At 71.2% G+C, this 25,851-nt stretch carries 22 protein-coding genes and 3 tRNA genes; 16 read left to right on the forward strand and 9 right to left on the reverse strand.

What is annotated here, in order from left to right; translation table 11 throughout:
* Positions 1-922 precede the first annotated feature (922 nt).
* The 3 genes from ACERM0_RS12045 to ACERM0_RS12055 all read right to left on the reverse strand — a co-directional run bounded on the left by ACERM0_RS12045 (position 923) and on the right by ACERM0_RS12055 (position 4,479).
* Positions 923-2,938 (reverse strand): ATP-binding protein, encoded by a 2,016-nt coding sequence (locus ACERM0_RS12045; RefSeq protein ID WP_373678837.1) that lies wholly within the window; start codon positions 2,936-2,938, stop codon positions 923-925.
* Between the two features lie 43 nt (positions 2,939-2,981).
* Positions 2,982-3,680 carry a response regulator transcription factor gene (locus tag ACERM0_RS12050; protein ID WP_373678838.1) on the reverse strand — a complete coding sequence of 233 codons (699 nt, stop codon included), beginning with the start codon at positions 3,678-3,680 and terminating at the stop codon, positions 2,982-2,984.
* A gap of 133 nt (positions 3,681-3,813) precedes the next feature.
* On the reverse strand, positions 3,814-4,479 hold the full coding sequence (locus tag ACERM0_RS12055) for a C40 family peptidase (protein ID WP_373678839.1): 666 nt from the start codon (positions 4,477-4,479) through the stop codon (positions 3,814-3,816).
* Positions 4,480-4,651: 172 nt separating this feature from the next.
* Here ACERM0_RS12055 and flgN point away from each other — a divergent pair, with 172 nt between their 5' ends.
* Genes flgN through csrA form a run of 5 tightly spaced genes read left to right on the forward strand, consistent with a single transcriptional unit; the run spans position 4,652 to position 8,291 of the window.
* Entirely contained in the window at positions 4,652-5,164 is a 513-nt protein-coding gene (gene flgN, locus ACERM0_RS12060) for a flagellar export chaperone FlgN (protein ID WP_373678840.1), read from the forward strand.
* A gap of 4 nt (positions 5,165-5,168) precedes the next feature.
* Positions 5,169-6,635: a flagellar hook-associated protein FlgK gene (gene flgK / locus ACERM0_RS12065; RefSeq protein WP_373678841.1), complete on the forward strand. Its 1,467-nt coding sequence runs from the start codon at positions 5,169-5,171 to the stop codon at positions 6,633-6,635.
* An 11-nt stretch (positions 6,636-6,646) separates the two neighbouring features.
* Complete coding sequence (locus ACERM0_RS12070; protein ID WP_373678842.1) at positions 6,647-7,582, forward strand: flagellin; 936 nt, start codon at positions 6,647-6,649, stop codon at positions 7,580-7,582.
* A complete protein-coding gene (gene fliW / locus ACERM0_RS12075) occupies positions 7,579-8,025 on the forward strand; it encodes a flagellar assembly protein FliW (RefSeq protein ID WP_373678843.1) in 447 nt (148 codons plus the stop codon). Before ACERM0_RS12070 ends, fliW begins: the two co-directional genes overlap by 4 nt.
* Before the next feature lie 5 nt (positions 8,026-8,030).
* Positions 8,031-8,291 (forward strand): carbon storage regulator CsrA, encoded by a 261-nt coding sequence (csrA, locus tag ACERM0_RS12080; RefSeq protein ID WP_373678844.1) that lies wholly within the window; start codon positions 8,031-8,033, stop codon positions 8,289-8,291.
* 60 nt (positions 8,292-8,351) lie between these two features.
* On the opposite strand, the gene ACERM0_RS12085 is transcribed toward csrA, so the two are convergent.
* The gene (locus ACERM0_RS12085; protein ID WP_373678845.1) at positions 8,352-8,756 is read right to left on the reverse strand and encodes a hypothetical protein; all 405 of its coding nucleotides are present in this window, start codon (positions 8,754-8,756) and stop codon (positions 8,352-8,354) included.
* Between the two features lie 293 nt (positions 8,757-9,049).
* On the opposite strand from ACERM0_RS12085, the gene ACERM0_RS12090 reads away from it, so the two are divergent.
* Positions 9,050-9,928: a sigma-70 family RNA polymerase sigma factor gene (locus ACERM0_RS12090; RefSeq protein WP_373678846.1), complete on the forward strand. Its 879-nt coding sequence runs from the start codon at positions 9,050-9,052 to the stop codon at positions 9,926-9,928.
* Complete coding sequence (locus tag ACERM0_RS12095; protein WP_373678847.1) at positions 9,928-11,403, forward strand: HD-GYP domain-containing protein; 1,476 nt, start codon at positions 9,928-9,930, stop codon at positions 11,401-11,403. The genes ACERM0_RS12090 and ACERM0_RS12095 overlap by 1 nt, the downstream gene beginning before the upstream one ends.
* Before the next feature lie 24 nt (positions 11,404-11,427).
* Here the strand turns inward: ACERM0_RS12095 and ACERM0_RS12100 are convergent, their stop codons facing one another.
* Positions 11,428-12,225 (reverse strand): FkbM family methyltransferase, encoded by a 798-nt coding sequence (locus ACERM0_RS12100; RefSeq protein WP_373678848.1) that lies wholly within the window; start codon positions 12,223-12,225, stop codon positions 11,428-11,430.
* Between the two features lie 145 nt (positions 12,226-12,370).
* On the opposite strand from ACERM0_RS12100, the gene ACERM0_RS12105 reads away from it, so the two are divergent.
* From ACERM0_RS12105 to ACERM0_RS12145, 9 genes are all read left to right on the forward strand, one after another.
* Complete coding sequence (locus ACERM0_RS12105) at positions 12,371-12,787, forward strand: cytochrome c (RefSeq protein WP_373678849.1); 417 nt, start codon at positions 12,371-12,373, stop codon at positions 12,785-12,787.
* 70 nt (positions 12,788-12,857) lie between these two features.
* Entirely contained in the window at positions 12,858-14,849 is a 1,992-nt protein-coding gene (locus ACERM0_RS12110; RefSeq protein WP_373678850.1) for a transglycosylase domain-containing protein, read from the forward strand.
* A 58-nt stretch (positions 14,850-14,907) separates the two neighbouring features.
* A tRNA-Arg gene (locus ACERM0_RS12115) sits at positions 14,908-14,984 on the forward strand.
* Between the two features lie 153 nt (positions 14,985-15,137).
* Entirely contained in the window at positions 15,138-16,382 is a 1,245-nt protein-coding gene (locus ACERM0_RS12120) for a DUF2254 family protein (protein WP_373678851.1), read from the forward strand.
* Positions 16,383-16,414: 32 nt separating this feature from the next.
* Positions 16,415-16,591 (forward strand): hypothetical protein, encoded by a 177-nt coding sequence (locus ACERM0_RS12125; protein ID WP_373678852.1) that lies wholly within the window; start codon positions 16,415-16,417, stop codon positions 16,589-16,591.
* Between the two features lie 76 nt (positions 16,592-16,667).
* On the forward strand, positions 16,668-17,834 hold the full coding sequence (locus tag ACERM0_RS12130; RefSeq protein WP_373678853.1) for a response regulator: 1,167 nt from the start codon (positions 16,668-16,670) through the stop codon (positions 17,832-17,834).
* 100 nt (positions 17,835-17,934) lie between these two features.
* Positions 17,935-18,009: transfer RNA gene (locus ACERM0_RS12135), tRNA-His, on the forward strand.
* A 48-nt stretch (positions 18,010-18,057) separates the two neighbouring features.
* Positions 18,058-18,130 (forward strand) — tRNA-Lys (locus ACERM0_RS12140).
* Positions 18,131-18,296: 166 nt separating this feature from the next.
* A complete protein-coding gene (locus tag ACERM0_RS12145; protein WP_373678854.1) occupies positions 18,297-19,448 on the forward strand; it encodes a tyrosine-type recombinase/integrase in 1,152 nt (383 codons plus the stop codon).
* A 408-nt stretch (positions 19,449-19,856) separates the two neighbouring features.
* Here ACERM0_RS12145 and ACERM0_RS12150 read toward each other — a convergent pair whose 3' ends face one another.
* The 4 genes from ACERM0_RS12150 to ACERM0_RS12165 all read right to left on the reverse strand — a co-directional run bounded on the left by ACERM0_RS12150 (position 19,857) and on the right by ACERM0_RS12165 (position 25,838).
* Positions 19,857-20,282, reverse strand: coding sequence for a hypothetical protein (locus ACERM0_RS12150; RefSeq protein ID WP_373678855.1), 426 nt, complete (start codon positions 20,280-20,282; stop codon positions 19,857-19,859).
* 567 nt (positions 20,283-20,849) lie between these two features.
* A complete protein-coding gene (locus ACERM0_RS12155; protein ID WP_373678856.1) occupies positions 20,850-21,401 on the reverse strand; it encodes an AAA family ATPase in 552 nt (183 codons plus the stop codon).
* A 268-nt stretch (positions 21,402-21,669) separates the two neighbouring features.
* Positions 21,670-22,311: a hypothetical protein gene (locus tag ACERM0_RS12160; RefSeq protein WP_373678857.1), complete on the reverse strand. Its 642-nt coding sequence runs from the start codon at positions 22,309-22,311 to the stop codon at positions 21,670-21,672.
* Between the two features lie 239 nt (positions 22,312-22,550).
* Complete coding sequence (locus ACERM0_RS12165) at positions 22,551-25,838, reverse strand: hypothetical protein (RefSeq protein WP_373678858.1); 3,288 nt, start codon at positions 25,836-25,838, stop codon at positions 22,551-22,553.
* Between the last annotated feature and the right edge of the window lie 13 nt (positions 25,839-25,851).

Raw genomic sequence — 25,851 nt, forward strand, 5'->3', positions numbered from 1 at the left:
GCCGTGTTCGCGGGCGATGGCGTGGTGCCGTCGGACCGATGCTCTATACCCCGCGCGAGTGACGGTCGCGGGCACCGCGTTGCGGGTGCTGGGCGGGGTGGGAGTGGGGCTGAACATGGGTCGGATTCTACCCGCTGAGTTCGCGATTCAGCCGCTGGATCTGCGGTTCCTTGTGGATTCGACGGTCAGCGTTCCACAGCCTGCAGCACCGCACGACCAATACGACGCATGCCCCGCGAAGCGGTCCGAAGCCGACCGGCGACCCGACTCGAGGGCGCCGGAGCCGGCGACCTGCGACACCTCGATGTCGAAGCAGTGACGCACGGTCGAGCTGATGACGCATCGACGCGACGCTGGACCGACCGAGCGCCGCTCGACCGACAGTGCGCCGCCAAGCCGACGCCACTCCCAGACACCACGGCCGCCGGCGACCGCGGCACCTCGATGTCGAGGCAGTGACGCACGGTCGAAACGATGACGCACCGATGCGACGCTGGGCCGACCGAGCGCCGCCGGGCCGACCGTGCGCCGCTGAGCCGACCGCGCGCGCCGGGCCGACGAAACCCGGTGGAACCGCCAGCGAACTGCGGCAACTCGATGTCGAGGCAGTGATGCACGGTCGAGCCCATGACGCACCGATGCGACCGAGGGCCGACCGAGCGACGCTGGGCCGACAGTGCGCCGCTGGGCCGACCGCGCGCGCCGGGCCGACGAGACCCGATGGCACCGCCAGCGAACTGCGGCACCTCGATGTCGAGGTAGTGACGCACGGTCGAACCGATGACGCACCGATGCGGCGCTGGACCGACCGTGCGGCGCTGGGCCGACCTTCGGCGCTGGGCCGACCTTGCGGCCACGAGCCGACCTTGCGCCCCGACTCCGACGTCGGTCGCCGCGCGCCGCGACCGACCCGTCGACAGCGTCACTCCGGCAGGAGTTCGGAGATCGTCCGGAGGAGTCGGTCGTTGCTGAACGGCTTGACCAGCGTGCGGACGTCGTCGGTGACACGGTCGGGCGCCTGGGCGGAGGCGAACACGAGCACGGGCAGCTCCGGCCGCTCGTCGCGCGCCCGCTGGACGACCCGCCAGCCGGGCAGACCTGGCAGCGCGAGTTCGGTGACCAGCACGTCGGCGCCCTGCTCGCGCAGCAGGCGCAGGCCCTCCTCGCCGTCAGCCGCGGCCAGGACCCGGTAGCCGGCCGACTGCAGCATCTCCGTGATGACGCGCCGGGCCCGTTCGTTGGGATCGACCAGCACCACCCGCGCACCACCGATCGGGCGGTGCCGGTCCGGCATCGCCGACTCGCCGGCCTCGGCGGGCAGCAGCAGCGAGATGGTGGTGCCCTCGCCCTTGACGGAGTGCAGGTCCACCATGCCGTCGACCTGCTGGGCGAACGCCAGCACGGTCGGCAGCCCGAGACCGGTGCCGCGGGCGGCGCCCTTGGTGGAGAACAAGGGCTCGAAGGCGCGCGCGAGCGTCTCCTGGTCCATGCCGGTGCCGTCGTCGATGACGGAGATGCGCACGAAGCGACGTCCCTCGTCCAATGGCGTGCGCGGGCCGGCGGTGACCCCGCTGGCGGCCGCGTTGTCCGTGAGCCGGGCACGCACGATGATGGTCCCGCCGTCCGGCAACGCGTCGCTGCTGTTCATGACCAGGTTGACCAGCGCCTGCTCCAGCGCGACGGCATCGGCACGCACCGGCGGCAGGTCGTCGGGCAGGTCGATCTGCAGGCGGACGCCAGGCGCCAGGGCCGACTCGATGAGCGTGCGCACGCTCTCGACGGCCTTGGCCAGGTCCACCTCGTCGGTGGAGCCCTCCGTACGCGCGAACTGCATCAGTTTGGTGGTCAGCGACCCCGCGCGCTCGACCGCTCGGCGCAGCTGCTCGAAGTCGTCGAGGATCGGCTCGATCGGCTCGGTCCCGACGCTGGGGACGAGGTCCTCGACGGACCCTTCGGCGAGGTCGAGGTAGGAACTCATCACGGTGATGAGGTTCTTGAGGTCGTGCGCGAGGCCGCTGGCGAGCTTGCCGGCGAGGTCGAGCCGTTGGGCCTGGGCGAGCTGCTCGGACAGCCGCGCGCGCTGTTCCTCGCCGCGGATGCGTTCGTCGAGGTCACGGACGACGAGCTGCAGGCTGCGTCGGCTCGCCCGCAGGTGCCCGGCACTGACGTCGCACGCCACCGTGCTGCCGTCGGGACGCAGCAGGCGCATGTCCAGCTGCGCGGCCGGGGTGCGGGCGAACAGGACGCGGGCGAGCTCCTTCGCCACGCGGGCACGGTCGGGGGCCGCCACCAGCTCGAGGAAGTTGCGACCGAGCACCTCGCCGGGCGCCTCCAGGCGCAGCAGTTCGGCGAGCATCGGGTTGGCCAGCTCGATGGCGCCGTCGAGGTCGAGCACCAGGACCGCGTCCGGGCTGAGCTCGATGAAGCGGCGGTACTCGGACGCCTCGGCGCGCAGTTCCAGCAGGCGGGTCGCGTGCGCGGCGACGCGCCGCAGCGTGGCACGCACGGCGCCGTCGTCGGCGAGCGGGTCGGACCAGCCCACCTCGACCGCACCGACCCGCTGGCCGTCGGGGGCGCTGATGGCGGCCGCGGCCAGCGTGCGCAGGTCGTGCCCTCGGACGGCCGGATGCTCGGCCAGGGCGGGGAGCTCGTCGACGGTGGTGTGGCAGAGCCCGTCCGACGAGCAGATGGCGTGCCAGCTGATCGACCAATCGCGTGGGACGTCCCGGCGGTCGCCGACGCCGCGGACGGCCTTGGCCCAGGCCCGGGTGTCGTCCACGAACGTGACCGCGGCGTAGGGGGCGCCGAGGAGGGCGCCGCCCAGCGCGGCCACGTCGTCGAGCTCCGACTCGCGGGGGGTGTCGAGGATGTTCAGCCGCCGCAGCGCCTCGAGCCGGCGGGCCTCGGCCAACGACATGGGTTCCGGGATGGCGGTCATGCCGCGGACCGAGACTCGACGAAGCCCGCGCCAGAGCAAGGCATCACGCGTCGTCCCCCACCCAGCGGTAGCCCACGCCGGCCTCGGTGACGATGTAGCGCGGTGCGGTGGCGTCGTCGCCGAGCTTCTTGCGCAGGGCACGGAGGTGGACGCGCAGACTGTCGCGGGCCTCGTCGCCGTGCTTCTCCGACCACACCGCCGAGATGATGTCCCGGTAGGTCAGCAGCTTGCCGGAGTTGGCGACCAGGACCTCGAGGAGCTTCCACTGCAGCGGCGTGAGCCGGACGTCGTCGCCACGGACGCGCACCCGCCGTGCCACGAGGTCGACCTGCAGATCGCCGACGTTCACGGCCGGCTGCTCCGGAAGAGCGGGGCCACCGTTGCCGGCTCGCCGCAGGATGGCGCCGACCCGTGCCCGCAACTCCTCCATGGAGAACGGCTTGTCGACGAAGTCGTCCGCGCCGGCATCCAGGGCCATGACCCGGGCGCGTTCGGAGCCGACCCCGGACAGCAGCACGATCGGCACGCTCGTCCATGCGCGCAGCCGCCGGACCACCTCGATGCCGTCGACGTCGGGCAGGCGCAGGTCGAGCAGGATCAGGTCCGGCGCCGACGCGGCCGCGGCGGTGAGGGCCTCCTCGCCACCGCGGGCGACGATCACCTCGTGACCGACGCGCGACAGACCTCGCCACAGGGCGGTGAGGATCTGCGGTTCGTCGTCGACCGCGAGGACCTTGGCCACGTCTCTGTCCGCCCCTCTCGCGATGCACCCGGCGCCGCAGACTAATTCGCGGTTCGGCGCACGGCATCCTGCTGCTACGTCCGGCTCGCTCCGGGACGTCCCGCATCCGGCCGGGTCACGGCATCCGGCCCGGTCACGCCACGCGGCGGATGACGTCCGGCGTGCGGTTCATCTCCTGGTAGCGCACGACGTCGCCGGTGCGCGGTGCCACGAGCATCTTGTTGTCGCCGGCGTAGATGCCGATGTGGTTGGGCCGGCGCCCGTTGCCGTACCAGAACACGAGGTCGCCCGGTCGCGCCTCGGACAGGCCCGCGACGGCCTTGCCCGCCTTGGCCTGGTCGACGCTCACCCGGGGCAGACGCACACCGAGGTCGGCGAAGACCCGCTGCACGAACCCCGAGCAGTCGAGCCCGACGTCCGGGTTGGTGCCGCCCCACTTGTAGGGCACGCCGAGGTAGCGCTCCCCCGCGGCGAGGATGCGTGACGCGGCCATGCCGCCGGCGCCCCTCGCCGCAGGCGAACCGTCGACGGCCCCGGCATTCCCGGCGGCACCGACCCCGGCCGGCGCGGCGACCGTCGCCGACGCGTAGGCATCGGCGACACCGGCGGGATCGGCACCGGCGAGGGCGGAGACCATCGTCCCGAGCGACACGGTCGGCAACCGGGCCGGGTCGAAGCGCGCCGTCGCCGTCGTGAGCGCCGCGGCGAAGCCCGACGACGCCGGCGGCAGCGCCGCGGCCGGCGGTGTCGTCGCGCTGGCCGGCGGCGCGCTCGGCGCGGTGACGGACGTGACGGGCACGGACAGACCTCCTCGCCACCGGTGTCGGCGGCACGGAGGCGGGCTGTACCCGTGAGCCGCGCACGTGCGCAAGACGCTCGGCGTGCCCGCCCCGGGCGGCAGGCCGACGAAGCGGGCATCACCCACGACCCAAGTCCTAGAGCCAGGGCACCGGCTGCCGACCCGTTTCGGCATGAGACGAGACCGTCGTGCACTCGAAGCGCTCAGCCGCCGCCTGTGGGAGGAGCGGCAGGTGGTCAGCCACCTGCTGTTCAAGCTCACGGTGACGCGGCTGCTGCTCGCTGCCGACGAACGCCGGTTCGTGCCCCAGGCGCTGCAGGAGGTCGAGACGGCGGTCGAGGCCCTGCGCCAGGGTGAGCACGAGCGCGACGAGGCGTTGCGCACGCTCGCTGCGCTGTGGACCACCGACCCGGAGGCGCTCAGCCTCGTCGAGCTGGCCCGACGCTCCCCGCCGCCCTACGACCATGTCTTCGGCGACCACGCCACCGCGTTCCGCGAGCTGGCCGGCGAGATCGAGCAGGTCGCGCGCGAGAACCGGGTCCTGGCGGCGGGCGACCTGCAGGTCGTCGCCGGACAACTCGACCAGATCAGCGGCCCACGGGTGCCGCTGGCAACGACCTACGACGCATCGGGACAGCTCGACGCCAGCAGCGGCGTCGGCGCCCGGCTGCGGGAGGTGTTCTGACGCCGTGTCCTTCGTCGGGCTCTACACCGGACTGACCGGCGTCCGTGCCGCCCAGGTCGGCATCGACATCACCGGCAACAACGTCGCCAACGCCGCGACGCCCGGCTACACGCGCCAGCGCGTCGAGCTGGCGGCGCGACCCTCTTACCAGGCGCCGGGGGCGATGATCGGCACCGGCGTCGACATCTCCACGATCGGCCGGCTGCGCGACGGCTTCCTCGACGCGCGCTTCCGCTCGTCGAGCGCCGACCATGCCGCCGCCTCGGTCCGCTCCGACCTGCTCGCGCGGCTCGAGCACCTCACCGGCGAACCCGAGCAGGGCATCTCCGTCCGCCTCGGACGCCTGTGGGAGGCCGCCGAGTCCTGGGCCAACAACCCGGCGGACGCCGCCACCCGCCGGCAGGTCCTGAGCGAGCTGTCGTCGGTCAGCGACACGATCCGCTCCACGGCCGCGGCCTGGGACGCCCTGGCCGCGGACACCGGCGCGCGACGCGACACGCAGGTCACGATGGCCAACGACACGCTCGCGTCGCTGGCGGACCTGGACCGGCGCATCGCCGACATGAACCCCACGCGGATCGGGCCCGAGCTGCTCGACCAGCGCGACCTGCTGCTGGACGAGGTGGCACGGCTCACCGGCGCCGACGTCAAGATCGACGAGAACAACCGTGCGCTGGTCACCCTGCCGGGCGCCGACGGGCAGCCGGTCGACCTGCTGCGCGCCGGTGAACGGCAGCGGCTGGCGGTCGACCCGGCCGGTGGCGGCATCCATGTCGCCGCGCTGGACGCGACCGCGGTCGATCCCGCCACCGGCCCGTCCGTGGCCGTCGGCGGCGAGGTCGGCGGGCTCCACCAGGTGCTGGTCACCGACCTGCCGAGGTGGCGCGCGGAACTCGACGCCTTCGCCAGGACCCTGGCCGACGCGGTCAACACCGTGAACGCGCAAGGCGCGATCGGGAACGGCGCCGGCGGCTCGCAACCGGGCGGGGCGCTGCTCACCTTCGACGCCGCCGACCCGGCCGGCAGCCTCCGCCTCGCCGATGGCGTCGACGTGGCCTCCCTGGCGGCCTCGGCCCTGCCGACCGGTGCCGGCGGAAGCCACGACCCGAGCCTGCCGCCGGCGCCGCACGACGGGCGCAACGCGCGTGCCTTCGCGGACCTGCGCACCACCAAGATCGGTGACGGCGGCGCGGCCGACCCGGCCGGCGCCAGCCTGGAAAATCGTTTCGCCGACCTCGTCGTCGGGCTGGCCGGCGACGTGCGCTCGGCCCGGGCGACCGCCGACAGCGCCCGCGCCGTGTCGGTCGGCGCCGAACTGGCGCGAATGCAGGAACACGGGGTCAGCCTGGACGAGGAGATGGTCGGTCTCGTGCGCTACCAGCGGTCGCTCGAGGCGGCCAGCCGCGTGATGACCACCGTGGACGAAGCCCTGAACGTGCTGGTGAACCGCACCGGCATCGTCGGTCGCTGAGGGGGATGACGATGCGAATCACCAGCGAAGCCATGGTCCTGCGGTCGCTCGACCGCCTCCACACCCGCCTGTCGCGCTACGAACGGGCGCAGAGCGAGCTGTCGACCGGCCGCCGCATCCTGCAGCCGTCCGACGACCCGGCGGGCACCCGTCGGGCGCTGTCGCTGCGTTCCTCGCTGCAGGCCCGCGAGCAGGAACTGCACAACATCGACGACGCCCGCGGCTGGCTGGACACGGCGGACTCGCAACTGCAGACGGTGACCGCGCGGCTGGCACGCGTGCAGGAACTGGCCACGCAGGGCGCCTCGCACCAGAACGACGACGTGCGACGCGCCTTGGCGAGCGAGATCCGCCAGATCACCGAGGAGCTCGCCGGCATCGCCAACGCCAAGCACCTCGACCGGCCGCTCTTCGGCGGCTTCGGTGCGGGCGACCCGGTCGTCCGTGTGAACGGCACGTGGCAGTACCCCGAGGCCGGCACGACCGGCGCCCCCGACCAGATCATGCGCCGCGTCAGCGACAGCGAGCAGGTGCGCATCAACGTCACGGCCGCGGAATGGCTCGGCGCCGAGGTGGTGGGCACGGACGCGGACGGCGCCCCCGTCTACGGCCCGCAACTGCTGAACTTCCTCGAGCGGCTGGCCACCGACCTGGAGAACGGCGCGCCGCAGGCCGTGCTGAGCGGCCACCTCGAGACCGTCCGTACGTCGAGCGTGCGCGTCACCGACGGCCTGGCCACGATCGGCACGGCGACGAACCGGGTCGAGTCGGCCCGCGCCCGGGCGCTCGACCTGCAGCTGACCCTTCGCACGGAGTTGTCCCAGGTGGAGAACGTCGACATGGCCCAGGGCATCATGGAGCTGCAGGTGCAGCAGGTGGCCTACGAGGCGACGTTGCAGGCACTCGGCCGGGCCCTGCCGCCGTCGCTGGTGGCGTTCCTCCGATGACGTCCCCCGCTACGCTCCCCGCCGGTGTGGAAGGGATCCCGATGAACCAGCCGGACGGGTACACCGTCCTGCGCTTCACCGACGGCATCCCCGGCTTCCCCGACGCGCACGGGTTCGTGCTGTCCGACCTCACGGACGACGGCACCTTCCAGCTGCTCAGCAGCGTCGAGGATCCCGACCTCTCCCTGGTCGTCGCCTCGCCGTGGCTGTTCTTCCCCGACTACGCCCCGGTGCTGCCCGGCAGCGACCAGGACGTGTTGGGCATCGAACGCCCCGAGGACGCCGTGCTGTTCTGCACGGTCACCGCCGACGAGGAGACCGAGGCCCTGCACCTGAACCTGCGGGCCCCGTTCGTCGCGAACGCCCGCACCCTGGCCGCACGGCAGGTGGTGCTGGACGACACCGAGCTGCCGCTGCGCGCCACCGTCACCGCAGGAGGCTGACCGGCGTGCTCGTTCTCTCTCGCCGGGTCGGCGAGTCCATCGTGATCGGCAACCAGGTCACCATCACCGTCCTCGAGGTGCGTGGTGACCAGGTCCGCATCGGCGTCGACGCGCCGCGCGACGTCCAGGTGCACCGCCAGGAGGTGTGGCAGACCCTGCAGGCGGAGAACGCCCGCGCCGCCGACACCGCCGAACGGGCCCGCCGGCTCGTCGCCCGCATGCCCCAGGCAGCGCGACGTCCCGAGGGCAGCCCGCGCCACGACTGACCCGTCACCGCGCGAGCCGCGGCCAGGCGGCGTCACACACCGCCGCGGGACCGCACGCCGTCAGGCGCCGGCGTAGGCCTCCGTGGCGACGAGGCGCTGGCGCAGTTCCTCCGCGCCCGGCTTCAGGACCGCGTAGGTGCGTTCGCGTGCCTCGGTGACCCGCGCGGCCGCGCTGCGCAGACGCTCCACCACGTCCCGGAAGACGGCGACCGTCTCCTCGTCCGCTGCGGTAACCAGGTCCGTGGCGGCGGCGTCGACCGGCAGACCGGCGGAGCTGAGCACCAGCGCACGCCCGAGCTCCAGTGCCGCCAGCCGTTCGGCGGCCTGCTCGAGTTCGTCCATCGCCCGGGCGACGAACCGTTGCTCGTCGGCCACGACCAGCAGCTCCAGGGCCCGCAATCGGGACTCGACGGCCTCGAGAGCGGCCACCTGGCGTTGCAGGAGACTGACGAGCTGGTCGAACACGACGGGTTCCTCGCTTCGGCGATACGGGACGCCGTCCTCTCCTATCGGCATCCGCCCGTCGATCTGTAGTCCTATTCCGCCGCGGCGAGCGGCCGATGGACCTCCTACGACGGCAGGCCACGACGCCTGGCCCGGGAGTCTCCTCACCTCCCCGCCCGGCCGGTCACGGTGCCTCGTTCGTGAAGGGCCTGTGAAGCCCGTTGTGAAGGACCCGTGAAGGTCCCTCAGGGTCCCCGACCCGCCGCCCGAAGCCACTGGTCACACCCAGACGGGCCGGGAACGAGGAACCCATCATGACCGCGACGACGGCGACCCCCACCAGCGCCACGACCGACGTGAACGCCCTGGTCGAGGAGCACCTGCACCTGGTGAACCATGTCGTGAACCAGCTCTCCGCCCGCTTCCCGCGCCACGTCGACCGCGACGAGCTGCGCGGCGCCGGTGCCGCCGGCCTGGTCGACGCGGCCCACCGCTACGACCCGTCGACCGGTGTGCCCTTCGCCCGCTACGCCAGCATCCGCATCCGTGGGGCGATCCTCGACGCCACGCGCTCCCGCGACTGGGCGACCCGCCGTCTGCGCCGGGACCTGCGCACGATCGAGTCGACCCAGGCGTCGCTGGAGGAGAAGCTGCAGCGGCGTCCCGACGACGCGGAGATCGCGGAGGCGATGGGGACCGACGAGGCGGCGGTGCGCGCCCGCCGGGCCGCCGCGGTCACCTCGACGCTGCTGACCCTGGACCGTCCCGTTCGCGACGACGAGACCGGCGGCGGCGTGCTGGGCGACCGGCTCCTCGAGGAGGACCGGGCGTGGCTGCCGGAGGCGTCGCTCGAGCAGAACGAGCTCGTCGGCACGCTGCGGACCGCGATCGCGCACCTGCCCGAGCTGCCGCGCCGCGTCCTGGTCGAGCACCACTTCGAGGGCCGGCTGCTGCGTGACATCGCCGACGACCTCGGCGTCACCGAGGCCCGCGCCTCGCAGCTGCGCCACGAGGCCCTGCACGCCCTGCAGGCCTACTTCGGCACCGCCTACGACGGCGTGCCCGAGGTGCCGACCGACGCGCCGGGCAAGCGTCGCCGCGCCGCCTACGTCGCGCAGTTGTCGGCCGACACGACGTGGCGGACCCGCCTGCAGGGCAAGGTGCCGGCCGACGTCGCTCCCGCCTTCGCCTGATGGCCGCCGTGGAGGCCGAGGTCCCACCCGCCCGCCTCGAGCAGCTGGGCCGTCCCGCCCCTGCCGGCACCACTCTCAAGCTGCGCTGCCAGGGGGTGCCCGACAGCGCGCGCACCCGGCTGATGGCGATCGGCGCCGACCTGGTCGACGACCCGTCCGCGCCGGTCGACGCGCTGGTCGTCTCGACCCGCCTGGCGCCTGCCGCGCTGGCCGCACTGGAGGCCGAGCTCGCCGTCCACGCCCAGCACACGGTCGTCCTGGCCCACACCGGCGCCGAGCGGCTGGCCGTCCAGCTGGTCGCCGCAGGCGCGGACGCCATCGTCGGCGAAGGCAACGAGGAGGCCCTGCTGGGCCTGATCGACGAGGCCCGTGCCCCCAGCACCCTGCTGAGCTCCTACGAGCGCCGCTTCGGCTCGGCCGGTGGCAGCACCCGCGGCGTCGACCCTGCCACCGGCTTGCTCGACCGTGGCACGTTCGAGCGCCGCATCGCGGCCATCGGCGACACCGACGAGGTCCCGCGCATCGCGTTCGTGAGGGTCCTCTCCGAGCGCTGGACCCTCCCCGACGCCGACCCGGTCGTGTCGGTGCAGCGGCGCCGCCTGGCGACGGCGCTCGCGCACCTGGCATCGACCACCGCCAGCGAGTTGTACGCCACGGGCCACGGCGAGTTCGGCCTGGTCGGCACCACGCTGGGCCCGCCCGACATGGAGCGACTGGGCCGTCGACTCGTCGCGATCGTGGCCACGTTCCGCGACCGCGGCCTGCCGCTGCGCTCCGTCGTGGGCCACGCGGGCGTCGAGTCCTCGAGCGACGCCGAGGAGCTGCTGGAACTCGCCCGACGTGCCGTCGAGGTGGCGGCCGCGGACGGGGCCAGCCAGGTGCTCGGGGCCGAGGAACTGTCGCTCGGGGTGTCGACCACCACGGAGCTCGAGGTGGTCGTGCGGATGCTCGACCAGGTCGAACCGTTCCTGCCCGAGGGGCGGGGCCACGGCGAGCGGGTCGGGCGCCTTGCGGCCGAGCTCGCCCGGCTGCGTGGCTGGTCGCCGGGAGCGGTCGCCCGGACCCAGCTCGCCGGCCACCTCCACGACGTCGGCCGGGCCGGGCTGCCCTCCGAGGCCATGGCCGGACCAGCCCGGCTCACCGGCGAGCTCCTGGAGGCGTGGCGGACGTTCCCGGCCCGCTCGGCGTCGCTGCTGCAGCTGACCGCGGGAAGCGACGTTGCCGCCGCGGTCCGCGCCCAGTGCGAACGCTGGGACGGCGACGGCTTTCCCGACGGGGTGCGCAGCACCGACATCCCGGAGCCGGCGCGCTTGTTGGCCGTCGCGCACGCGATCGACGAACTCGCCTCCGCCGGTGTGGGCTCCGGCACGGTGGGCAGCCGGTTGCGCGAACGCGGCGGCAGTGAGCTGGATCCGGAACTGGTCGACCTGGCCGTCGACAACCTCACGGCCCTGCTGCACGCCCGCCACGGCTGACCGAGCGAACGCTGCCGAGCCGCGTCACACCCGGTCGACGGCCGACGCACCTCGACGCTCGGACACGGGCACGTCACGTTCCGTCGGGACGAACAGGTAGTCGTCCTCGCCGGGCACCGGCCCGTCCACCGGCTCGATCGCGCCGCGCCGGTAGCGGTAGGCCCGGTAGCCGTGGGCGACGACGGCGGCCAGGACGTCGGCGCTGGTGGCGTTCGCACGGACCTGGTGCAGGTCGTCGGCCTCCAGCACGACGACGGGCCTGTGTTCGTCGAGCACGCGGCTCGCGCCGGCCAGCACCCGCAGCTCGGCACCCTCGACGTCGCACTTGACCAGGTCGACGCGTGACAGGCCCGCGCGCGCGACGACGTCGTCCAGGCGTGCCGTCGGGACCTCGATCTCGCGGTGCGGGAGCCTGCCGAACGCCGCCGTCGCGCGCCGGTCGTCGGTCGCCCCGTGGAAGTGCGCACGGGTCGGCACCACCGGGATCCGCAGCGGCAGCGTCCCTTCCGCGTCCGACAGCGCGAGCTGGTGCAGCGTGACCCGGTCACCGAGGCGGCTCAGGCCCACCAGCCGGCGCAACATCGCCAGCGAGCCCGGACGCGGCTCGAACCCGAGCACCCGTCCGTGCGGGCCGACGCCGGCCGCCATCACCAGCAGGTGGGCGCCGCCGGCCGCGCCGACGTCGACGCAGACGTCGCCCGGGCGCACCAACCGGCGCAGCAGGAACAGCTCCTTCTCCAGGAACGGCACGCGGTCGACGGCGCGCTCGAGCAGGCTCGGGCGGCCGTCGTCACGGCGTGCGGGGCGGTCAGGGCCGGCCACGGCGCTTCCTCGGTCAGGAGTGGCGTGGAATCTATGCCGGCTCCCGGGTCGAAGGACCCGGCGGGTCGGGCCGGTCGACGGGCGTCCGCCGTCGGCGCACGGACTACCGTCACGACCGCTCGAAGACGAAGGACACGGGAAGTCGATGGTGCGTCGAGGTACCGGGATGGTCGGCGCGGCCCTGTTCGCGGCGGCGCTGGCGGGCTGCGGCGGGGGTGACACCGCAGACGGTGCCGGGGCGGACGGCGCCGGGGCGGACGGTGCCGGGGCGGCCAGCGCGGCGGCCGACCCCGAGCGGGGCGAGCAGCTGTTCGCGGCCCACTGCGCCGTCTGTCACGGCAGCGCCGGGCAGGGCACCGCGTCGGGTCCCCCGCTCGTGCACGAGATCTACGAGCCGGGCCACCATTCCGACGCGTCGTTCCACCTGGCGGTGAACCAGGGGGTGCGGGCACACCACTGGAACTTCGGGGACATGCCGCCGATCCCGGGTCTCAGCAGCGGCGAGGTGGACGACATCGTCGCGTGGGTGCGCCAGCAGCAACGCGCCGCCGGCATCGAGTGACCGAAGTGCCCGACCGGACGGTCGGGCACGCGCAGTGGGCGTCGCGTCGCGATGCGTCATCCTCGGATCCATGTCGTTCCGATCGCTCAGCCGTGGCCTACGCACCCTCACCGGCGTGCTGGTGGTCGTGTTCGTACTGGGGGTGCTGGCGATCGCACCCGTGATCCCGATCATGGTGGCGGCCGCCGACACGGTCGACACCACGCGTGAGCAGTTGATCGACCGTCCGCCACTGCCCGAGGACCTGCCGGTCGCAGCGGAGATCTCCACGGTCCACGAGGCGTCGGGCGAGCCGATCGCCGAGCTGTCGGGCGTCGAGCGGCGCGAACCCGTCGACCTCGCCCAGGTCCCGCAGGTGCTCATCGACGCGGTGCTGGCCATCGAGGACGACGAATTCTTCGAGCACAACGGCGTGAACCACCAGTCGGTGCTCCGGGCGGCCGCCCGCAACCTCGCGGCCGGCGGCATCGAGGAGGGCGCCTCCACGATCACCCAGCAGTACGTGAAGATGACGCTGCTCGGGCCCGAGCAGACCATGGACCGCAAGCTGCACGAGGTCGTGTGGGCGGTCGAACTCGAACAGCGGCTGGACAAGCACGACATCCTCGAGCGCTACCTCAACGCCGTCTACCTGGGCGACGGGGTGTACGGGGTCGGCACGGCCGCCCAGCACTACTTCAACAAGCCCGTCGGTGAGCTGACCCTGGCCGAGGCCGCCGCGCTCGCCGGTGCGATCCAGGCGCCGTCGACCACCAACCCGGTCGCCAACCCGGAGGCTGCCACCAGCCGGCGCGACCTCGTGCTGCGCCAGATGCGTGCCCAGGGCCGTATCGAGCCCGAGGAGGCCGAGGAGGCGATGGACGAGGAACTCGTCCTCGACGTGCAGGAGGAGGAGGTCGCCGAACCGTTCTGGATCGACTACGTGAAGCGGCTGATCTACGACGAGGCGATGACGCTGCAACCCGGCCTGCAGGAAGCGATCGGCGAGACCCGCCAGGAACGCGTGGACGCACTTTTCGAGGGGGGCCTGCGCATCCACACGACTCTGGACCCGGCGCTGCACTCCCAGGCCAACGAGACGCTGGCGGCCTACCTCGACGACCCGGAGAACGACCCGCTCGGCTCGATCATCACCGTCGAGCACGACACCGGGGCGCTGCGGGCGCTGGCGCTCGGCCCGCGCCAGTTCGGTCCCTGCCCCGAGGACCTCGACGACGACGAGCCGTGCCTGACGACCCAGGTGAACCCGGCCATGCCGGACGCCGGTGGCTCCGGGCGCCAGTCGGGATCGGCGTTCAAGCCGTTCGTCGCCGCCGCGGCGCTGGCGGACGGCTTCGACCGCGACGAGGAGTACGACTCGCCCTCGGGTGAGCCGATCGAGGAGTGTGGCGAGGTCGGCCAGGACTACGAGCCGCGCAACTTCGACGACGCGGACGCCGGCGAGATCGACCTGGTCGAGGCGATGCAACGCTCCAACAACGTCTACTTCGTCAAGCTCGCCCGCGACGTCGGCGTCGAGCGGGTCGTCGAGGTGGCCCGCGAACACGGGCTGGTGGCGTCCCCGAGCCTGGACGGCTTCGGGTCGCGCTCGTGCTCGATCGCGCTGGGGACGGCGGAGATCTTCCCGCTGGAGATGGCGGCCGGCTACGGGGTGTGGGCCAACGAGGGCGTGTACTGCGCGCCCTACCTGATCGAGCGGGTCGAGGACCGCTTCGGCGAGGTGCTCTACGAGCACGAGGACCGCTGCGAGCGGGTCGTGGACGAGGACGTGGCACAGGAGATGCGTTCGCTGCTGCAGGAGCCCGTCAGCTCCGACGGCACCGCCCCCGTGGTCGGTTCGCAGGTCGAGAACGCGCGTGGCAAGACCGGGACGACCCAGAACTTCGTCGACGCGTGGTTCGTCGGCTATGCCGGCCCCTACTCGACGGCGGCCTGGATCGGCTTCGAGCAGCCCACACCACTGACCGACATCACCATCGGCGGCACCTACCACGACCGCGTCACCGGTGGGGCCGTGCCGGCCCCGATGTGGGCCGACTACATGGCGGCGATCCTGGATTGACCTCCCGGCCTCCACGGGCGGTCGGAACCCGCAGGGTTACCATCCCGCCGCGAGACGGGCGCCCGTAGCTCAGCTGGATAGAGCACCGGACTTCTAATCCGATGGTCGCAGGTTCGAGTCCTGCCGGGCGCGCCAGGGCAGCCGCGATCCGTGCACCCCACCCCGCAGTGCCTGCGCGGCAGGATGCACGTTTCGTGTGAGACGCCTGTCCGGGCGTCGGCATCGCGGACGCGACGACGCCCGGTCGCGCGACCACGCTGTGCGAGCCTCGTGTCGACGGGAGCCAGCGTGGCGCACGACTTCTCGGACAACGGCGGCCGCATGCGCGCTTTCGCGGCCGAACTCGCCCTGCGCAGCGCCGTGGGCCTCGTGGTCGGCACGGCCGCCGGCACGGCCATCTGGTTCGGGGACCGTCTGCTCGGCCTGCTCGTGCCGCTGTCGCCGCAGACGGCCCAGGCCCTGCTGGGTGCCTTCGTCGGCGGCGTGCTCACGATCGCCGTGTTCGCGCTCTGGATGCGCACCGTCGTGGTCGGGCTCGCGTCCGGCCAGGTGTCGTCGCGGGTGCTGGCGGCCTACCTCGACGACCGCTTCCAGCGCCAGATCATCGGCGCGATGGTGGCGGCCTTCGCCTACCTCGTCACGGCGACCGTCCTACTGCCGGACGAGGGCGACGGCGTGCCGTTGGTGACGTCGGTGGTCAGCGTCGCGGTGGTGGTGGCGGCCCTGATCGGGGTGCTGCTGGCGATGCGCAACGCCGTCACGAGCCTGTCCATGCCCAGCGTGATCCGCACGCTCACCGACCAGGTGCTGAACCTGCTCGAGCGGGACCCGCGGCCGAACGACGCGCCACCGTCGCAGATCCCGGCACCTGCCAGTGAGGATGCCGTCATCCGCAGCCGCAGCCTCGGCTGGGTGCAGGACATCGACCACGAGGCCGTCATGGAGGCGCTGCCCGACGGCGTGACGCTGGTCGTCGAGGCCGACGTCGGCGAGTTCATCGCCATCGGTGAGCGGGTCGCGTACGTCGACCGGGACGTGGAGCCGGTCGTACTCGACGACCTGCGGGCGGCGTTCACGCTGGCGCGAACACGCTCCACCGACTGTGACCTCGCCTATGCCATCCAGCAGCTCGTGGACGTGGCGGCGCACGCGATGGCGCCACACTCCGCCGACACCTCCACGGCCCACGAGGCGCTGGTCCACCTCCGGGCCGTCCTGCACACGCTGATCCGGCGCGGGACCGCCTCCGGCTGCCGGCACGGGGAGCGCGACCAGCGCATCGTCTCCGTCGCGGCCTGGAGCGTCGCCGACCACCTCGACGCGGTGTTCGGGCGGCTGCGGCTGCGCTCGACGGCGGACCCGGCGGCCGGCAGCGCCCTGCTGCGCACCTTCGAGGGACTGGAGGTGACGGCCCGCGAGGTCGGCGACGAGACCAGCGTCGAGGTCCTGCACCGCCACCGGAGCCAGGTCGAGCCGGCGGCCGGTGGCTCCCCGTCCCCGACGTTCCCGGCGGTGTCCCACGCCACCTCGTAGGGTGCTGGCTCGACCGACGCAGCGAGGACGAGATGTCCGATCAACCGCTTGGCGACGACCCGCGCAGCAACGAACCCCACCACCCGGACGAGCAGGCCGTGCTCCGCGAGCGCGCCGAGGGTGCCAGCGAGGACAACGTCACCGGGTCGGACAACTTCCGCGAGGACGAGACGGCTCCCGGTGTCGACCCCGACGAGGGCGAGGCCTGACCCGCCCCCTCCCCCTTCGATCCGGCCGGGCCGGATCGGGCGCGTCTAGCCTGAGCCTCGGGACCTGGGGAGGCGCGTGGCGGCAGTGAACGAGGGCGGACCCGACGCCGACGAGCGCTACCGGCGTGCGGTCGCGCACGCCGTGCTGCGCGGGCTCGTCCACGACCTGAGCCAGCCGCTGGCCACGGTCACGATGGCCGCGGCGGCCCTGCGGTCGGCCACCGACGACGAGGAACGCGCGTCGCTGGTCGACATCGTCGAGCGCGAGGCGATGCGTGCCGGTGCGCTGGCCGCGGACGCGTCCGCACGGTTCGCCGGTCCCTTCGGCGAGTCGCCGACGGTGTCTGTCGGCCACCTCGTGACGGCGCTCCGCGAGCGCGTGGTTGGCGTGGGCGGCGCGGGCGGCGTGGGCGGCATGGGCGGCGTGGGCGGCGCGGGCGGCGCGGGCGGCGCCGGCGACGCGGAGGTCGAGCTGGAGGTGCTCGCCGATCTCGAACGCCTGTTGCAGGTGGACGCGGCGTTGCTGACGGCCGCGCTCGCGGCCCTGTTCGCCGATGCCGCGACCGCACCCGGGCGGCGACGTCCCGTCCGCGTCCGCGTCGAGGTGGTGGACGGTGACCTGACCGTGACGATCGCCGACGACGGCGAGCCCCTGCCCGAGTCCGTCGCAGCGCGTCCCTTCCCGGCCTACCTCCCGGACGCACCCGTGGCCCGGGGCGTCGGTTTGGCGGTCGCCACCGCCCGGTCGATCGTCGCGGCCCACGGCGGACGCATCGGCGTCGGAGCGGCCGAGGGCGGTGGGACGCTCGTGATCGTCACGATCCCGGGGGTCGTCGGCCCGGTCGCCCAACCTCGAGCGGCGGCCGACACCCCGGCACTACCGATGACGTCGCGTCGCGCCCTGGTGGTCGACGACGAGGAACCGACGCGCACGTTGCTGACGATGGTGCTGGAGCGTTCGGGGTGGGAGGTCGTCTCCGCCGCCGACGCCGCCGACGCCGAAGCGGCGGTCGCCGAACGTTCCGTCGACCTCGTCCTGCTCGACCTGCACCTCGGGACCGACTCGGGCACCGACGTCGCCGCGCGCCTCGAGCAGCGTCATCCGGGGGTCGCACGTCGGATCGTGTACCTCACCGGTGACCCGCCGCGCTCGGGCGAGCTCGACGGGTGCCCCGCGCTGGGCAAGCCGTTCTCCCTCGACGAGCTGCAGGGCGTGATCGACCGGCTGACCGACGGCGGCTGACGGCGACGTGGCCGTGGCGCACGCGCCGGTGCGCGCTTTGACCGGCTCCCGCCCCTGGCATACCCTCCGCGATCGTGCCGGGCGACCGGTACGCCCTATGGTGGGTGTAGCTCAGCTTGGTTAGAGCGCTTGGTTGTGATCCAAGAGGCCGGGGGTTCAAGTCCCCTCATCCACCCTGGCATCGCGGTTTCCCGGATGGTGTACCGTTCCGGCCCGCGATCACGCGCCGCTAGCTCAATTGGCAGAGCATCCGGCTCTTAACCGGCAGGTTCGGGGTTCGAGTCCCTGGCGGCGCACCCACGAGAACCGGCCCCTACGGGTCGGTTCTCGGCTTTTCGCGGGTAGTCGCCGATCGGCACTCGCCCCGGTTTTCCCCAGGCTGCGCCCTAACTGCGCCCTAAGTCCCCGTGCTGCCTGCTTACCGTCTCGACGCACAAGCGAGCGGGTTGGGAGGAGGGCGCCGTGGCGACCAACAGACGACGACAGCGGGCTCGTCGGGGCAGCGGCAGCATCACGCCGCGCGGGCAGCGCTTCTTCGCCCGCGTCGACCTCGGCCTCGATGCCGACGGCAAGCGGATCCGACGCAACCGGTCGTTCGATACCCGGCGCGAGGCGCAGGCATGGATCGACCAGCAGCGCTCCCACTCCGAGGAGCTGATCCTTCCAGTCGCCGACCAGCGACTCGATGAGTACCTGCGCTGGTGGCTCGAGCATGAGGCACCGAAGGGCAAGCCGGGCCGCGCCCCCCTCGCCGCGACCACGTTGCAGGGCTACCGGATCAACATCGAGCGGCACCTGATCCCGGCGCTCGGCCAGAAGCGGGTCGGACAACTGACCGTCAGCGACCTCGACGCCTTCGCCAACCGCAAGCTCGCCGAGGGCTACACCCCCTCGACGGTCAACCGCATACGCGAGACGCTCCGTTCGGCGCTCTCGACAGCGGTGCGGCAGGACCGACTCATCCGGAACGTCGCGCGCTACGGCGGCGGCGTCGGCGCCGCCCCTCCCCCGGTCGACCGGTTCTCCGACGCGGAGCTCGGCGCGATCCTCGCCGCCGCGCGCGACGAGCACTACTACCCCATCATCCTGCTGCTCGCCCGGACAGGCCTGCGGATAGGTGAGGCCTGCGGACTGCGGTGGCGCGACATGGCGCTCAGGACGGCCCCGCCGCGGCTGACGGTGGTGTGGCAGCTGGACAAGTGGGGCCAGATCGTCGACCCGAAGTCGCCGACTTCACGACGGACGATCCCGCTCCGTGAGGAGGTCGTGAGCGAGGTCGTGAGGTGGCGAGATCTCCAAGAAGTGTGGGCGGACCGGCTGGGCGAGCACTTCGTGAACGAGCACGGGCTGGTGTTCACGACCAAGACTGGCAGGCCGATCTCGAAGCGCAACATCGCGCGATCGTTCGAGCGCGCCTGCAAGGCTGCCGGCGTCGAGCACGGCACCCTCAAGACCCTGCGGTCCACCGTTGCGACCCAGCTCGCCGAGGGCGGCCTGCACCCGCGCAAGGCGCAGACCTTCCTCGGCCACGCCCACATGAGCACCACGATGAAGTACTACACCGCCGTCAGCGACGTCGACGATGCCGCCGCCCTCCTTCCAGACCTGCCCTGAGCTGCTACCTCGAATCGAAACCGAGGTTCACCGACCTCCACTCAACTCCGAACCCGACGGCGACGACCACCGGTCACTGCCTCGACGTCCACATCAGACGAACTCCGTCGCAAGGGTTTGAGTAGGAACGGCGTGACCGTGCGCCGCCGGCGAGTAGTGACCGGAGGCCGCCGGCAGCACGTGGCCGGGGGCGCAGAACGTGCGTTTCGAGCCTCGACCTCCACCGGAGCGAGATCACTGCCACTCGTCATGCTTCAGAAATCGCTTGCTGCTTGCTCGAACGCCGAGGCGAAGGCACGTCTCCCTGCCAGTGGTTGCGACGGAACCGACGCGTCATCGCGGAAGCGAAGGTCGCCCCCTGCTTCCCGTGGGCGGTGACGCCGGCTCGTGCCCCGGCAGCTCAGCTCACTAGCTCGTCCGGCGAGTACGGGCGACGCCGGCTTGCTTGAGGACGGCTGCGGGCACACCGGCCTCGCGTAGCGCGGTGTAGGAGATGCCCTTGCGTTCGGCGTAGGGCTTGACCGCTGCTACGAAGTCCTGCTCGAGCGCTTCGAGGTCGGCCGACTCGTTTTCGGACGCGAGCCGCTCCTCGATGTCGAGCCGCTTCTGGATCAGGTCGAGTCGCTTGGCAGGGTCGGGTTCCGCGTCGATCTGAGCCTGGATCTCGCTAGGCCCCTGGGCCGGCTTACGTCCACGGGGCCTACGGGCTTCAGCCTCAAGGGCGGCGAGATAGTCACGAACCGCCTTTCCCTGGCGACGCCCCTCAGCTAGTGCCTGCTTGTGCTCGTCCGACATCTTCCTTGTGGCCTTCTTGGCCGTCTTCTTCGCGGGCACGGTCGCTCCTATGGGGGTCAAAGACCGGATTGTTCGTGGCGCACGATACCGCAGCCTCCCGTCGACGACGGCAGGAGAACAGGCGATTTCCTCTGACGGCCGCTGCTCTTGCGGTCTCGATGGAGATTGCGGCAGAGCTATCGCCGCTCAACTCATTCTGCGTCGGACCGCACCAGTCGCGAAAACCTCGGTGGGCAACTCCTGCTCCGGGCACGCCTGGCACAAAGCGGACAGCCTGAGCCGAGAGCAGCCCTCCCGGCGACTGGCGGCGCTCAGATACATCACCGTGACTTCGGGCGCGTCGATTTCGACGCCTACCCGCACATAGTTGAACTCGCACCCGTTGCAGCTGCCCGGCGAACGGCGCCATCGCCGTGATTGTGTGTCCGTGGCTCGGTGACGTTCAACGCGAATAACGGACTCGGGTCTTCGCCAAGCTCGATAGACACCGTGGAGTGAACGAAAGCAGCCCACCGCACCTTGAATCGCGGTGGGCGTGCTAACGGTGAGGCGCGAGTCAGCGCGCGTCAGCCGAGGGCGCGACGGACGCGGTGGGCCTCTATGGGGTCAGTCCTTGGTCAAGACGTCTCGGAGCCGAGTGATGTTGCGCGCCAACGGATCGACGGCGTCGAGGTAGAGGTCGGCGTCGCGAGGTGTCTTCCACCGCTCACGGGCACCGGCGACCAGCGACCACTCGAGCTCGTGCCACCCAGGGATCTCTCGGCGGCGCCCTTCCACGCGAGCGCGATGCACGTCCACGTCGCTGCAGTCGGTGGCAACGACGAGCAACCTCGCATCCGTGTCAGCCGCCACCTGAGCGACCATGTCGATCTCCGCTGCCCCTGCTACGCCGTCGAGCACGACTGATCGTCTGTGCCGCAGTTGAGCGACGGCGAAGTTGCAGACGATGGCCCATCCCAGTTCCACGTACTGCTCACGCGATCCGTTCCGCAGGGCACGCTGGATCGGTTCGAACCGCGTCAGTGAGGCCATTGCCCAGTCCCAGCCGAGCACCGCCGCGCCTAGGAGGTCGGCGGCCGCCTCCCCGAGGGTGGACTTGCCCGTCCCGGCAACGCCGGTGATCAGTACGAGGCGATGACCTTGCTCTTGGCCACCCATCGTTACACCTCCGCGCCAGAGGTCGCCTACGTGCCACACGTTCGGTATCGCCGACTCGTGGCCACGCTACTCGGAGTTCCCACCTACTGATCTCGCGGGGGGCCTTCTGAAACAGCCACATCGCCGTGCTTTCGCGCGAGTGGGCCGCTGTGACCTGCCGCCCGAAGCCGTACTCGGGCGGGGGACGGCTTGACGAGGTAGAAGCACGCCACTTGAGCCGGCAGCATTCTTCGCCCTTGCCCTGAGACGGGAGACTCCGGAGGGAGGTCTATGCGGCGTCGTCATCACCCGAGTCGCTGTGATTGCGCAACTCGTCCAGCACCATTCTCCCGAAGTAAGTGACGCCCCAGTGGGTGATGCCTCCGCCGAGGACAGCTGTGCTCTGGCTGTAGATGCATCCGTGACGTACCAGCGCCGCCTCGATGGGAGAGCTGAGACCTGATGTTTGGGACTCGATAGAGCGATGGTGGGCGATGGTCCGAGTAGGGTCTGCGGCGTCGACACGCCGTCGAAACTCCTCGAGGGCTCGCAAGTGCGGTACGTCGAGATCGCTGAGGACGGCGACGATGAGTTGAGCCTCGTCTACGAGCGCCTCGTCGAGCACAGCTCGCGATACTGCCACCGCCATGGCGCGACGCTTCTCGCGCAGGGTCGTACGCATCCCCGCCTCTACCGCCGCCGCAAAAATGGACGACAACTGTTCGTGCTCCCGTAGGCGCTGCAGCAGCACGTCCCCGTCCGCGACACCTTTGATGATGAACTCAGCAGTCTCACGACCCGACTGACGTCGACGGTCCAACTCATCACCGACGATGGTGGCCAGCGCGCCGCCAATGCCGGGCACAAGAGAAAGCGCGGCTTTGACGGCCGTTTCCAAGTGCGCTCGGTTGTCGCGGTCGTGTTTGGACATGACGCGACCATAGTTGCATCCCATCGGCCGGCGCCGAGCCGGAGCGTCAGCGGACATCGCTCTTCACCGTGATTCTGCGCGGCCGCCCTACGGACGGCCCCCCGCGCATAGCGAACAGGGCTGCGGGGGATGGGACGCGCTACCCGTCCCGCCGCTGCACCAACGACCTCCGATACGGCGGTCCCTGGGAGATGGGAGGGATCCAAGACGGCAGTGGCGACACCGTCCGACGACGGCTGTCAGCCATGACCGGTACGGGCACGAACTGCGCCGTAGTCGGCGTCTGGCAGCACATCGGCGTCGAGGCTCTCGGCCGCGGTCCGATAGGTCATGAAGTGCAGCCCCGGTTCCTCGACGAATGCGGCCGCTTCGATACGGCGGCTAATGATTGCTCCACGGACGTCCCACTCGTTGCCGTGGTTCTCTCCCAGGAGTTCCGCGGCGACAGACGCGGCGTGGGGGCGCGCGCGTGCCACCGAGCCCAGCACCTTCGAGACGTGTCCGTCTTTGGCGTAGTACCTAGTCAGCGACCTGCCGATCTGGTTCGGAGCGAACGGCATCGTGGGATCCTTGACGTCGACAATCCATAGTCGGCGGCGACGCCCGTCAACGACGATCAGGTCAACTTCTCGTTCTAGTGTCCAGGCTCCGAGCGAGTACCCTTGCTTCAGATTGCGTCGGACGGTCAGCGCGGTGGCGTCGGCGAGCGCTTCTTCCATCTCGCGTTCGAACCGCACGTTGCGGGCCTCTCGAAGCCGTGCCAGCTCGCTTCGCATCTTCTCTGGTCCGGACGACCCCCACGGCGACCGGAAGTCGGTGAGGTGTCCGAAGATGACTGCTTCGGACTGCCCCGCGCCGCGGGGTGCGATGAGGAGATGGCCGGAGCCGAGGTCGATGAGCGGTCGGGTCGCGAGGCGGTGGTCGCGCTGATCGACGTTCCAGTGGTCTAGAGGGTCTGCGAGGTTGTCGGCGCGCAGCGTCAACCACTCGGCGGCGGCTTGTAGTTCCGACTCGCTCTGAGGAGCTTCGCTGCTGGCGCGCTGGACGAGCTCGTCGAGAGTGGTCGCCGCTACCAGCTCGTGGGTGCTGACTGGCCACCGGGTCATCGTCGCCAGGAGCGTCCGCATCACGGCGGTCGAGAAGCCCAGGTGGGTCTCGACGATCCGGCTGATCGCTTCTACATCCTCGGGACGGAAGTAGGCCACTGAGTCGGGTGCGTCGCGTTCGTCGGCCTCTGCGGCTGCTCGGGTTCGGACAAAGGCGCCGATGTCGATCTGGCCTGGCGACTGTGTCAGGGTGACCTCGTAGGAGTCGGAGATAAGTGTTTCGATGTCGGTGAGGCGGAAGTGCGCCGCGGCGCGTCGCTGGCCGGACTCGAGTACGAGACTGGCGACAGCTACAGCTTGATCTTCGATCCTGCCGGCGAAGCTGGCGCCACCTTCAGCCTCTGTCGGTCGGGTCAGGGCAAGCTCGACGAGGTGTGCCAGCGAGCGAACCCAGATCGTCGATTCCTGGCGGGAGCGGGAGAGTTCGTCGAAGTCGGTCGGCTGGCCGGCAGCGTCGCGGAGCCTGCGCTGATTGACGTCGCTGGCGGCGTCGAACTCGCGTCTGGCGTGGAGCTGCTCCAAGGCCTTCGTCGCAGTTCGAATCACCGAACCGCTGCGTACCCCGTCGAGCAGCACCATGAGGCGCTGTCGCAGGTGTTCGTCGATGCGGCGTTCCAGCTCCACGGCGTCACTGCCCGTGTAAGACCCTGTCGGCTGGCCGTCGGAGTACAGGGCACGCGCGAGTTCGCGACGCTCGGCCGCAACGATCGCCGGGTGCGGCGGGCTGAAGAAGGGCGGCTCCGTCACTACATAAGGCACGGAACGCGTTTCGACGACCAGCCCCAGCGGCGCGTTCTCCCAGGCCTCTAGGACGGTGTCCGCGTCGGCGCTGGATAGCGAGGCCAGCGCCCGGCCAACCTGTCCCTCGAACGCAGCCAAGCCTTCTTGGTCTTCGGCCGTGCTGTGGATGATCGTCACCACGCCGTCGGTTGACCGACGTGCCTCCACCGCCGTCTCGGGGCCGTCCACGCCGGGAGCCACCTGGAGGCGCAGGACACCACGCGGTTCGGCCAGTTCAGCGACAGCCGGCTCCGCGTGCACTAGACGCCACATGATTGAGCGTGCGATATCACTGCCGCTCAACCGTGCCCCGTCGAGCAAGCCCCAGGCCACGGCGACGACAACTCCCCCGACGACCGCTACGCGGATCGCGCGGTGACGGGCAGCATCCACCAACTCGGCCACGACAACGGAACCGTTGTCGTCCAGCGTGCATGAGGTCCATTCAGCGACCGATCCCTGACCAACCTCGAACAGCGCCTCGGTGACCCACGCCGTATCTCGATGGTGCTCCCACTCGGCCTTCTCGGAATGAGGCGCCCAGCTAACGAAGGTCGGCGAAACCCCCATCTGGAAGGGGCCAGGGGTGCCGGTTCGCCAGACCTCCCATTGGTCAATCGTTCCGAACGCCATCCCGCGTGTGTCGTCCTCGGTGCGGTCGATAAGGAAGCGCGGCACGTCGCTAGGGCGGTCCGACGTGCTGACCATCCATCGGAGCTCCTGAACCGTCGCGGTCTGCACGTGAACCTCGCCCGCGAGAGTGCCGATGAACATGTTCTCCCCGTCGATTACGACGGCAAGCCTCGCCACCTCCGCAGACGGATCGATGTCGATACGGCCATCCTCACCTACTCGGACGCTGGCACCGGGGACGACGCGACGGAGTCGACTTTTGGCGCGAGACAACTCACGGTTGTCGGGGGTCGCGACGACGCAAACGGCAAGCACCAGGTCGGCAGACACTCGGATGAGGAAGTCGACGGGGTCCTCGCCATCGATTTCGCAGTCTTTCGCGTATGGGCCCAGCGCGACCAGATGGGACAGCACTTGCAGCCGCGCAGCCTGTTGCCACCGCTCGGCGACCTCATCCTCTTCCAGTGCGAGCCTCCGCAGGATGGGGACGGCCTCAAAGACGACGTCCAGCAGCATCCCGGGCGGCACCGGATAGGTGGCGCCGTCCGTGCCGACGGCGAGCACCGGACCGAGGGTGTGGTGTTGATTTGCAAGGGTCTTTGCTGCGTCCTCGAGTGGGACCGTCGCCCATGCGAGCGCCGCTCGGGCAGCTTCGGGGTCGGCACAGTCCTCGACGAGATCTTCCAGCGACGGGACCTCTGCCACTGCCTCACACTCGTCCCTTGAAACCCGGACCTCAGCCTCGCGGTCGACCGGGTCCGGCGGCCACCCCGGCTCCAGCCGCGCCACAGCAGAGTCGCAGGCCCGGAGCACGAGCTCAACCAAGTCGCCGATCCCGAAGCCAAGCAGCTCGTACAGGCGTGAGTCGAGCACCCATGAATGGAATCGCGCCGACTCGACGATCGAGACCGGTGCCTCAAACCCACCCGGTACGAGCCTGTACAGGCCGTCCCGCCAGCGCGACCGAACCCCGGAGCGCACATCGAGAGGAACGAAGTCCTCCAGCATCGGCAACGACGCC

This window comes from Egicoccus sp. AB-alg2, from assembly GCF_041821065.1.
GTDB lineage: Bacteria > Actinomycetota > Nitriliruptoria > Nitriliruptorales > Nitriliruptoraceae > Egicoccus.

Coding starts and splice junctions, on each gene's coding strand:
- ACERM0_RS12165 (WP_373678858.1), bottom strand. CDS start 25,838: ATGCTGGAGGACTTCGTTCCTCTCGATGTGCGCTCCGGGGTTCGGTCG.
- ACERM0_RS12070 (WP_373678842.1), top strand. CDS start 6,647: ATGCGAATCACCAGCGAAGCCATGGTCCTGCGGTCGCTCGACCGCCTC.
- ACERM0_RS12045 (WP_373678837.1), bottom strand. CDS start 2,938: ATGACCGCCATCCCGGAACCCATGTCGTTGGCCGAGGCCCGCCGGCTC.
- flgN (WP_373678840.1), top strand. CDS start 4,652: ATGAGACGAGACCGTCGTGCACTCGAAGCGCTCAGCCGCCGCCTGTGG.
- ACERM0_RS12160 (WP_373678857.1), bottom strand. CDS start 22,311: ATGTCCAAACACGACCGCGACAACCGAGCGCACTTGGAAACGGCCGTC.
- ACERM0_RS12155 (WP_373678856.1), bottom strand. CDS start 21,401: ATGGGTGGCCAAGAGCAAGGTCATCGCCTCGTACTGATCACCGGCGTT.
- fliW (WP_373678843.1), top strand. CDS start 7,579: ATGACGTCCCCCGCTACGCTCCCCGCCGGTGTGGAAGGGATCCCGATG.
- ACERM0_RS12095 (WP_373678847.1), top strand. CDS start 9,928: ATGGCCGCCGTGGAGGCCGAGGTCCCACCCGCCCGCCTCGAGCAGCTG.
- ACERM0_RS12110 (WP_373678850.1), top strand. CDS start 12,858: ATGTCGTTCCGATCGCTCAGCCGTGGCCTACGCACCCTCACCGGCGTG.
- ACERM0_RS12105 (WP_373678849.1), top strand. CDS start 12,371: ATGGTGCGTCGAGGTACCGGGATGGTCGGCGCGGCCCTGTTCGCGGCG.
- ACERM0_RS12125 (WP_373678852.1), top strand. CDS start 16,415: ATGTCCGATCAACCGCTTGGCGACGACCCGCGCAGCAACGAACCCCAC.
- ACERM0_RS12090 (WP_373678846.1), top strand. CDS start 9,050: ATGACCGCGACGACGGCGACCCCCACCAGCGCCACGACCGACGTGAAC.